This is a genomic window from Massilia horti, assembly GCF_004614195.1.
Taxonomy (GTDB): domain Bacteria; phylum Pseudomonadota; class Gammaproteobacteria; order Burkholderiales; family Burkholderiaceae_D; genus Telluria; species Telluria horti.
Genome location: NZ_SPUM01000088.1, coordinates 1 through 10,101, shown reverse-complemented (window position 1 = coordinate 10,101; position 10,101 = coordinate 1). Strand labels below are relative to the sequence as shown.

Here is a 10,101-nt window from a genome sequence, read left to right as displayed (position 1 = left end):
TGCGCACCTGTGCGCACGCGGTTCGCGAACGTAGCGTAGGGAAGCAGCAGCCGCAAGTCAGTATGCCGTGACCGCGTGCGCACTTCGTGCACACCCTACGGAGGCTTTGCGGCCGCTGGGCGGACCTCCCGGACATGGCCGCTCGGTCAAGTAGCACGTCGTTCCCGGCAGTGCCGGGAACGACGAGGCCGTTCAGATTTCCTCGTACAACGGCAGAGTGAGGAATTCCGCGAAGCTATCGGACGTGGACATCTGCGCAAAGATCTGCGCCGCACGTTCGTAGCTCGGATTGTCGCCGTCCGGTGCAACCTGCTTCACCTTGGCCAGTTCTTCCGGAATCATGGCCCGCACCATTTCGGCCGTGACCTTGCGCCCATCTTCCAGCACGCCCTTGGGCGAGCGAATCCATTGCCACACCTGCGAACGGCTGATTTCCGCCGTGGCCGCGTCTTCCATCAGGTTATGGATCGGCACGCAACCGTTGCCCGCCAACCAGGCGCCCAGGTAATGGATGCCGACGTTGATGTTGTAGCGCAGCCCGTCTTCGGTGATCGGTTTTTCGGGACGAAAATCGAGCAGGTCGGCCGGGGTCACCTGCACGTCAGGCCGCTGCTTGTCGATCTGGTTCGGCTTGTCGCCCAGTACCTTCCTGAACTCTTCCATCGCCACATCGACCAGCCCGGGGTGCGCTACCCAGCCGCCGTCGTAGCCATCGGTCGCATCACGCGCCTTGTCCGCGCGCACGCCGGCCACGGCCGTTTCGTTCTTGACCGGATCGCTCTTGATCGGGATGAGTGCCGACATGCCGCCGATCGCCGGCGCGCCGCGCTTGTGGCAGGTTTTAAGCAGCAGCAGTGCGTAGGCGCGCATGAACGGCGACGTCATCGTTACCTTGGCGCGGTCGGCCAGGCAGAAATCCTTGTCCAGCTTGAACTTCTTGATGCACGAGAAGATGTAGTCCCAGCGCCCCGCATTCAGGCCGGCGCTGTGCTCGCGCAGTTCGTACAGGATTTCGTCCATTTCGAACGCGGCCAGGATGGTTTCGATCAGGACGGTCGCCTTGATCGTGCCCTGCGGCAGGCCAAGTTCCTCCTGGGTGGTGACGAAAATGTCGTTCCACAGCCGCGCCTCGAGGTGCGACTCCATCTTGGGCAGGTAAAAATAAGGACCGGCGCCGCGCGCGAGCTGTTCCTTGGCGTTGTGGTACATGAACAGCGCAAAGTCGAAGATGCCGCCCGAAACACGCTTGCCGTCCACCAGCACATGCTTTTCGTCCAGATGCCAGCCGCGCGGGCGCACCACCAGGGTCGCGGTCTTGTCGTTCAGCTTGTACTGCTTGCCGCCCTGCTCCAGAGAAATCGTGCGGCGCACGGCATCACGCAGGTTGATCTGTCCGGTGATCTGGTTGTCCCAGTTCGGGCTGTTGGAGTCCTCGAAGTCGGTCATGTAGCTGTCCGCTCCCGAGTTCAGGGCATTGATCACCATCTTGCGCTCGACCGGTCCCGTGATCTCCACGCGGCGGCATTCGAGTGCCTGCGGGATCGGCGCGATCTGCCAGTCGCCGGCGCGAATGTGGGCAGTGCTGGGAAGAAAATCCGGACGCTCGCCTGCATCGATCCGCTGCGCACGCTCGGCGCGGGCGGCCAGCAGCTGCTGGCGGCGCGGCTCGAATTCGCGCGAAAGTTTCGCAACCAGCGCCAGGGCCTCCGGCGTCAGGATCTGGTCGTAGCCGGGCTTGATCTCCGCCCTGATTTCCATTCCGGCTGGGGTGGCGATAGTCATTGGGTTGCTCCTGTTGAATAAAATTGAATTGCGTCCGCACCATGCGGGCACCGCGTCCCCGCGTGCCCCGCGAACCTTGGACCAGCCAAGTGCAGTATATGCCAGCTTGGCGTCTGCCACCTCATCAAGTATATTCAACGAGAAGTATCGAGACGATACAATTATTCATTTCATTTGTGCGTTTTTGTCACAGATCAGGAGCCATCCAGATGGGAAAATTCCGTCAGATTTCCACCTTCGTCGAGGTCGTCGCACGCGGCAGCCTGTCGGCCGCGGCGCGCGCGGAAGGCATCGCCCCGGCCATGATCGGGCGCCGGCTGGACGCGCTGGAAGCGCGCCTGGGCGTCAAGCTGTTGCAGCGCACGACGCGCAAACTGGCGCTCACCGATGAGGGCACTGCCTTCCTGGAGGACTGCCAGCGCATCCTGGGCGAACTGGAGGAAGCGGAAAGCGCGGTGTCCGCACGCAGCGCGCACGCCACCGGGCACCTGCAGGTTTCAGCCCCGGCCGGTTTCGGCCGCCAGCACGTGGCGCCGCTGCTGCCCTCGTTTTTGGCGGAACAGCGCGAGGTGACGGTCGACCTGAACCTGAGCGACCGCGTGGTCGACGTGATCGGCGAAGGCGTGGACGTGGCAATCCGCATCGCCAGCCTCTCCGATTCAAACCTCGTCGGCGTCAAACTGGCCGACAACCAGCGGGTGGTGGTGGCGTCGCCTGGCTACCTGAAGCGCCACGGCACGCCGCGCACGCTGGCGGACCTGTCCCGTCACATGTGCCTGGCGATCAGCAGCGAAGGCAGCCAGCGCGGCTGGACCTTCCGTGACGGCGCCAGGACCGTGACGCTGAAAGTCGGCGGCAACATGGTTTGCAATGACGGCGCGGTGCTGCACGCCTGGGCACTGGCGGGAAAGGGGCTGGCATGGCGTTCGATGTGGGAGGTCGGCGCCGACATCGAATCCGGCCGCCTGTGCACGGTGCTGGATCAATATGCCGCGCCCGGCAATGATATCTACGCCGTGTTCGCGCAGCGCCGTCACTTGCCGCTACGGATTCGCGCGTTCGTCGATTTCCTGCGCCGCGCCTATGCCGAGCCGGACTATTGGCGCGCCGCCTATCGCGGGGAGTGAATTGGACAGGCGAAAAAAATCCCCGGTCGGGCCGAGGATTTTTGTCGAAAAACTCAGTCGCTTACAGCGGTTGAATGTTCGAAGCTTGTTTGCCTTTTGGACCAGAGGTCACATCGAAAGAGACGCGCTGGTTCTCTTGCAGCGACTTGAAGCCTTGGGTCTGAATCGCCGAGAAGTGCGCGAACAGGTCTTCACCGCCCTCATCCGGGGTGATGAAGCCAAAGCCTTTCGAGTCATTGAACCATTTAACGATGCCAGTTGCCATTACAATTTCCTATTTCGGTTAAGTTGGGCGTACGCCCGTTTTCGATCGTTTGAAGAAGCAAGAAAGAAATGACAGACAGACTGCACTACTACCTCGAATCCAACGATCCCGCATTATACCGAATAAAACATGCTGTACACGTTTTTCGCAACCAAAAAACCGGTTTCGTCGTTAATTCCCAAATCTAACTTTTGAGAAACCGCGTTGCGTTCGGCAGTAACGAAAATATAGGCCATCGATGCAGCGCAAGTTTGTGATGGATCAAACGATTCAACTCGCGATTTTGCCTGAATCCTATTGCTCCGACTCGTCAATATAGTACGTGGCCTTGGGATCGATGAGCCCCCAGGCGACCAGGCAATCGAGATCGGCGAACCAGGCGTTCCAGTGTGCTTCCTGGACCTCGTCGAAGGCCATCAGGACGCGCAGGCGCTGTTCGAGCAGGCGCGCCTGATGACCGAGCACGCGAAAGCCGAACGTGGCAGCCGAGCCGGCCATCGTGTGCAGCAAGGTCTGCACCTCCTCGGCCAGCGCCAGGTCAGGCGCGGCGGTGTCGAATGCGGCACTGGCGCTGGCAAGCCGCTCCAGCAGCGCCGGGACCTCGGCGGCGAAACGCTCGCTCAGTTCCGCCAAGCGCGAGAAGAAGTCCTGGTCGATCGGCCTGCCCATCGCGCCGTCCTTACTTGGTGCCGAAGATGCGGTCGCCCGCGTCGCCCAGCCCCGGCACGATGTAAGCGTGGTCGTTCAGGTGGCTGTCGAGCGACGCGACGTACAGCTTCACGTGCGGGTGCGCCTTCTGGAACACGGTCACGCCTTCCGGCGCCGCCACCAGCGCGAGGAAGATGATCTGGTCGTCCGGCACCCCGCGCTTCTTGAGCACGTCGACCGCATGCACGGCCGAATTACCGGTCGCGACCATCGGGTCGCACAGGATGAAGGTGCGGTCCGTGGTGTCCGGCAGGCGCACCAGGTACTCCACCGGTTCGTGGGTGTCCGGGTCGCGGAACACGCCGATGTGGCCGACACGGGCCGACGGCACCAGCTCGAGCAGGCCGTCGCTCATGCCTACGCCGGCACGCAGGATCGGCACCACCGCCAGCTTTTTGCCGGCGATGACCGGGGCGTCGATGATCTCCAGCGGGGTCTGGATCTTGCGCGTGGTGAGCGGCAGGTCGCGGGTGATCTCGTAGCCCATCAACAGCGTGATTTCGCGCAGCAGTTCCCGGAAGGTGCGGGTGGAGGTGTCATGCTCGCGCATGTGCGACAGCTTGTGCTGGATGAGCGGGTGGTTCAGGATGTAAAGGTTCGGGAAGCGCGGGTCTTGTTTCATGGTCAGCGTGGACGATACTTGTATTGTTGAGACTTGTAATCCGCCATTATCCCAGTCGGACGCGTGTTTGTCCCTACTTTGTGGAAGAAATAATCACGAAATCAGGCTGGCAGGGCCCGTTCGAGGATCGCGGCGCAGTCCGTTCCCGGGCCGAGCCGGCCATAGGCGCCGCCCGCCGCTTCATGCAGCCGCGAGGCCACGAACGCGTCGGCCACGAATCCGGGCGCATGGCGCAGCAGCAGTGCCGCCTGCACCGCGACCACGATGCGCTCGGCCAGGCGCCGCGCGCCGAATTCGTCGCTGCAGGCCTGCGGCAGGTCCTGCAGCAGCTGCCCGGCGAATTGGGCGAAGCGCGGATCGAGCGGCAGCGCCGGCGCCAGCTCGTCGGCCAGCGCATCGCGCGCCGCCTCCGGCGCCTTGGCCGTGGCGCGCAGCACGTCCAGGCACATCACGTTGCCGGAACCTTCCCAGATCGAATTGACCGGTAACTCCCGGTACAGCCGCGCCAGCGGACCGTCCTCGACATAGCCGTTGCCGCCCATGACCTCCATCGCCTCGGCGCCGAATCCCGGTCCGCGCTTGCATATCCAGTACTTGCCGGCCGGGGTCAGGAGCCGGGCCAGCAGCGCCTGCCGCGGGTCATCCAGCTGGTCGAAGCAGCGCGCCAGGCGCAGTCCAAAGGAAGTGGCCGCTTCCGATTCGAGCGCCAGGTCGGCCAGCACATTGCGCATCAGCGGCTGCTCGGCCAGCTTGCGGCCGAACGCCGCACGTTCGCGCGCATGGTGCAGCGCCTGGCACAACGCCGCGCGCATGATGCCGGCGCTGCCCAGCACGCAGTCGAGCCGGGTGTGGCTGCCCATCTCCAGGATAGTCGGAATTCCGCGCCCGGGACTGCCCACCATCCAGCCCACCGCGCCCGCGAACTCGACTTCCGAGGAGGCGTTCGAACGGTTGCCGAGTTTGTCCTTCAGGCGCTGGACGCGAATCGCATTGCGGCTGCCGTCGGGCAGGAAGCGTGGCACGAAAAAGCACGACAGCCCGCCGGCGTTTTCATCAAGCTGGGCCAGGACCAGGTGCGCGTCGGACTGCGGCGCCGAGAAGAACCACTTGTGGCCAACGATTCGAAAGGCGCCCTCGCCCTCGGGCCCAAACTGCGCACGCGCCTCGCTTGGCAGCATCGTTTCGGCGCGCGTGGTGTTGGACCGCACGTCGCTGCCGCCCTGCTTTTCGGTCATGCCCATGCCGATCAGCGCGCCGTGCTTTTGTTCGATCGGCAGCGAACGCGGATCGTACTGGCGCGACAGGATCTTGGGCAGCCATTTGGCGGCGATCGGCCCGGCCTGCCGAATCGCCGGCACGGAGGCATAGGTCATCGTCACCGGGCATTGGGCACCGTTCTCGACCTGGCCGAACAGCAGGTACTGCGCGGCGCGCGCCACCTGGGCACCGGGATGAAACGCGGGCGCACCGCTCGCGCTCCATGGCGCGGAATGGGCTCCGGCGCCAATCATCATCTCCATCAGGCGATGCCACGCCGGATGGAACTCCACTTCGTCCACACGCCGGCCGTTGCGGTCGAAATTGACCAGCCGCGGCGGGTTGATATTGGCGACGCGCGCCAGGTCCAGCACTTCGGTACTGCCCAAGGTGCCTCCGAGTGCGCCCAAGGCGCCAGCGGCCCAGGCCGCGCCTTCGCGCGCCACCGCTTCCTGTAGCGCCGGATCGCAGGCGTACAGGTTGACGTCGCCGAACGGGCTGGCCTGGTTGAATACCTCATGGGTGTCGAAGCGGTTCATGTGGCTCCCTTCGCCGGCGCCGGGCCGGCCCCAAGAATGTTGCCATACGGAATCAATGCATATAAAATTGATATTGCCAGGTTGGCGCAGAGCAGTGACAATGTCACAAGCGGCCCTCAAGGCGCTCAACGTTAACAAATCATCAAGCAAGGCTAACGCAAAGCGCGCTGGCAGGCAAGGCGGCCTGCAGCCTGCAATCGACATGTGGCAACTCAATATTTGCGCAAATAGTCGATCATCTTGCATTTTTTAATGCCTCTTGGAATCTTTCAGTGATACATTCAGTACTGGTGCGACAAAGTTGTACGCGATAACAGGCACGGCGGGCACGTGCCAGCAATAAGAAAGCATAAATTCATGCGCTCCAGTTCAACGGCTGTGCCGAAGCAGGTAGCTGGCCCCAAAGTGGCGGGCGGCGCGCTGCCGGCCGCCGGACTGGACAGCCTGCTGGAGGTGGCGGGCGACGTCGTACTGCGCCTGACCCCATCGGGCCTGATCCGCTTTGCCAGCCAGCGCACCCTGGGCCTGCTCGGCCCCGGCCAGCGCCCCGGATCGCTGCTCGCGCTGGTCAATGACACCGACCAGCCAGCCGTACGCAATGCACTGATCGACGCGCATGGCGGCACCGGGCCGGTGCTGGTCGAGGCGCGCATCAAGCTATCCCCACGCGAGATCTGGTTCGAACTGCGCGTCGCGCGCTGGGACAGCGCCGGCGACGACGGCACGCTGCTCGTGATCGGGCGCGACATGTCGGCCCAGCATGCAACCGAAGAACGCCTGCGCCACATGGCCACCCATGACGGCCTGACCGAGCTTCCCAACCGGGTGCTGCTGTCGGACCGCATCCGCATGGTGATCGCCAACGCACGCCGTTCCGGCCAGGACTTCGCGGTCGCGACCATTGGCCTGGACGGGTTCAAGAAAGTCAATGACGGCCTGGGCCATCCTGCGGGCGACGAAGTGCTGCGCATGGCCGCCGCGCGCCTGCGCAAGACCCTGCGCGACAGCGACACGCTGGCGCGCGCGGGCGGCGACGAGTTCGTCGCGGTCCTGCCGGGCACCTATACCGAAGCCCAGATCAAGCTGGTCACCGGGCGCCTTATCGCGGCGCTGCAGCCGCCATTCGAGGTCGGGCAGAACACGGTCTACCTGGGCGCCTCGATCGGCGTCGCGGTCTACCCCCAGCACGCCGAAGACGAAGTGCGGCTGGTCGCGCTGGCCGATGCCGCGCTCTCGCGCGCCAAGGAAACCGGCAAGGGCCGCACCGCGATCTACAGCGGCCGCGATCAGGGTCCGCCGGTGCACGACATCTCGCTCGAGGCGGCGATGTTCCAGGCGATCCGCGAGGGCGAATTCCTGCTGTACTACCAGCCGATCGTCAACGCGCGCACCCGCATCATCGAAGGCTTCGAGACGCTGATGCGCTGGAAGCACCCGACCCTGGGCATGGTGCCGCCGGCGCGCTTCGTGCCGATCGCCGAGACCAACGGACTGATCAACATGCTCGGCGCGTGGGCGCTGAAGGCGGCCTGCATGCAGATCCGCCAGTTCTCCGAGGTGGCCAAGCGCGAGCTCTACATCTCGGTCAACATCAGCCCGCGCCAGTTCCGCAGCGACCGCTTCCTGGCGGTGCTCGACGACGCACTGGCGTTCTCCGGCACCCCGGGCCGGCAGCTGGTGCTCGAGATCACCGAGGGCACGCTGATGGTCGACCCGGCCCACGCCGAGACAATCCTGGTCAAGATGGCCGAGCGCGAGGCGCGCATCGCGATCGACGACTTCGGCACCGGCTACTCGTCGCTGGCTTACCTCTCCCGGTTCCCGATCTCGGTGCTCAAGATCGACCGCGCCTTCATCCGCGACCTGCCGCAATCGGAAAAGGACGCGGCGATCTGCAACGCCGTGCTCGGCCTGGCCAAGCACCTGGACCTGTCCGTGGTGGCGGAAGGCGTCGAAACCGAACAGCAGCTGGAATGGCTGGACCAGCGCGGCTGCCAGTACGTACAGGGCTACCTGACCGGCAAGCCGATGTCGGCCCACGTCGCCGTCGCGGCGCTTAACGAGAACCTCTACACGGCCCTGCTGCCGATTGACCCCCGGGCGGGCAACGAATGAAACAGACTGTATCCATCCCGCGTTCGCCGAAGGCAGACGCCACGCTCCAACTGCTGTGGGAGCGTATCCGGCGCCAGGGCGACATGCCCGGCTTTACCAAGGCGATCAACGCCATCCTGGCCTCGATGCGTGGCGAGGACGAGCGCGAATTTTCGATGACCCAAACCGTGCTGTCGGACCCGGTGCTCACGCAAAAGGTGCTGCGCCTTGCCAACAGCGGCATGTATTCGGCCTTCGGCCAACGCGTCGACACCGTGTCCAAGGCCATACTGGTGCTCGGCACCGAAGCCATCGGGCACCTGGCGCTGGGCCTTAAACTGATCGAGGAACTGGCAAGGTCCTCGCCCGATTCGGCGCTCGCCCAGGTGGAGATGGAAAAGGCGGTCCTGGCCGGGATGGTCGCGCAACAGGTCGCGGCCAGCGCGGCGACGCGCGACCCCGAGGAAGCCGTGGTGTGCTCGATCCTGCATTCGCTCGGGCGCATGATGGTCACGTTCTACCTGCCCGAGCGCTGGGCCTTGCTGCAGGCGCAGGGCGCCGCCATCGATGCGGCCTGCCTTGAACAGCTTGGCCTCACGCTGGAAGAGATCGGCCGCGCCACTGCCGAGCACTGGGGTCTGCCGCGTAACCTGATTGGCGCCATGCGCAGCATCGAACCATCCGCGCGCGACGACCATTTCGGCCACGAGGACTGGCTGGCTGCGCTGGGCACCATGTCGACCCGCTGTGCCGACTCGCTCTGGCACGACGACGACGACGGCAACCAGAAGGTCAACGAACTGGCCGCCAGCTTCGCGCCGATGCTGGGGGTGGAGCCGGACCGGATCATGGGCGCGATCGAAAAAGCCAAAGTCGAGGCCGCGAGCGACCTGACCATCGCGCCGCTCGCCAAGCCCGCCGAAAAGCGCGCCAAGGCTGCGGCCGAAAACCGCAAGCGCGCGGCCAGCAACCAGATCCTGATGAGCGGCGTGGCCGAGATGCGCGAGATCGCGGGCAGCGCATCACCGAGCCAGATGGCGTCGATGGCGCTGGAGACCGTCTACCGCGGCCTGGCGTTCACGCGTGCTTTCGCCTTCCTGCGCAACCGGCGCGAAGGCAAATACCTGGCCAAGCTGGCGCTCGGCGCGGGCGCCACGCAATTGCTGGGCAAGCTCTCGTTCGACGACATCTACGAACCGAACGTGTTCCATGCCGCGCTCACCAGCGACCGCGTGATCTTCATCGAGAACGCGCACGACCCGAAATTCGCGAGCAAGCTGCCGGGCTGGTGGAAGGAACAGCTGTCCAGCGCACACTGCTTCGTAATCATCCCGTTGTGCAGCGGCGGCCAGCCGGCCGGGTTCATTTACGGCGACTGGGACACCACGTATCCGTCGATCTACCTCAGCCAGATCGAATTCTCGCTGCTCAACGACATGCGCGCCGAAGTGGTGCGCACGATCGAGCGGCGTGCACAGATGGAAGTGGTGGCGGGCCGCACGTAATTTACGGTTGTCGCTTCTCTACGCTGCATTCGCGAACCGCGTGCGCACAGGTGCGCACCCTACGATGCTAAAGATAGCCGTCGTTCCCGCATAGGCGGGAACAGCGCCACTGGCGCTGTTCCCCCCATAGACCGCGTGATATGACGCTCAGCATGGGTCCCCGCCTGCTGAAGTGACCCAGAAATGTTGGACAGCGATTGTT

The 10,101-nt window shown here is 64.4% G+C and carries 8 protein-coding genes; 3 read left to right on the top strand and 5 right to left on the bottom strand.

Annotation, left to right across the window (positions count from 1 at the left end; all coding sequences use genetic code 11):
• Window positions 1–192: 192 nt before the first annotated feature.
• Window positions 193–1,782 (bottom strand): malate synthase A, encoded by a 1,590-nt coding sequence (gene aceB / locus E4O92_RS13400; protein WP_135190254.1) that lies wholly within the window; start codon window positions 1,780–1,782, stop codon window positions 193–195.
• Window positions 1,783–1,991: 209 nt separating this feature from the next.
• On the opposite strand from aceB, the gene E4O92_RS13395 reads away from it, so the two are divergent.
• Window positions 1,992–2,909 carry a LysR family transcriptional regulator gene (locus E4O92_RS13395; protein WP_135190253.1) on the top strand — a complete coding sequence of 306 codons (918 nt, stop codon included), beginning with the start codon at window positions 1,992–1,994 and terminating at the stop codon, window positions 2,907–2,909.
• A gap of 61 nt (window positions 2,910–2,970) precedes the next feature.
• On the opposite strand, the gene E4O92_RS13390 is transcribed toward E4O92_RS13395, so the two are convergent.
• From E4O92_RS13390 to E4O92_RS13375, 4 genes are all read right to left on the bottom strand, one after another.
• Complete coding sequence (locus E4O92_RS13390) at window positions 2,971–3,174, bottom strand: cold-shock protein (RefSeq protein ID WP_036231758.1); 204 nt, start codon at window positions 3,172–3,174, stop codon at window positions 2,971–2,973.
• Between the two features lie 294 nt (window positions 3,175–3,468).
• Entirely contained in the window at window positions 3,469–3,843 is a 375-nt protein-coding gene (locus E4O92_RS13385; RefSeq protein WP_135190252.1) for an Hpt domain-containing protein, read from the bottom strand.
• Window positions 3,844–3,853: 10 nt separating this feature from the next.
• On the bottom strand, window positions 3,854–4,504 hold the full coding sequence (upp, locus tag E4O92_RS13380) for a uracil phosphoribosyltransferase (protein ID WP_135190251.1): 651 nt from the start codon (window positions 4,502–4,504) through the stop codon (window positions 3,854–3,856).
• 101 nt (window positions 4,505–4,605) lie between these two features.
• Complete coding sequence (locus E4O92_RS13375) at window positions 4,606–6,300, bottom strand: isovaleryl-CoA dehydrogenase (protein ID WP_135190250.1); 1,695 nt, start codon at window positions 6,298–6,300, stop codon at window positions 4,606–4,608.
• Between the two features lie 357 nt (window positions 6,301–6,657).
• Here E4O92_RS13375 and E4O92_RS13370 point away from each other — a divergent pair, with 357 nt between their 5' ends.
• Window positions 6,658–8,415: a putative bifunctional diguanylate cyclase/phosphodiesterase gene (locus tag E4O92_RS13370; protein ID WP_135190249.1), complete on the top strand. Its 1,758-nt coding sequence runs from the start codon at window positions 6,658–6,660 to the stop codon at window positions 8,413–8,415.
• Window positions 8,412–9,899 carry an HDOD domain-containing protein gene (locus E4O92_RS13365; protein WP_229483340.1) on the top strand — a complete coding sequence of 496 codons (1,488 nt, stop codon included), beginning with the start codon at window positions 8,412–8,414 and terminating at the stop codon, window positions 9,897–9,899. Before E4O92_RS13370 ends, E4O92_RS13365 begins: the two co-directional genes overlap by 4 nt.
• Window positions 9,900–10,101 lie beyond the last annotated feature (202 nt).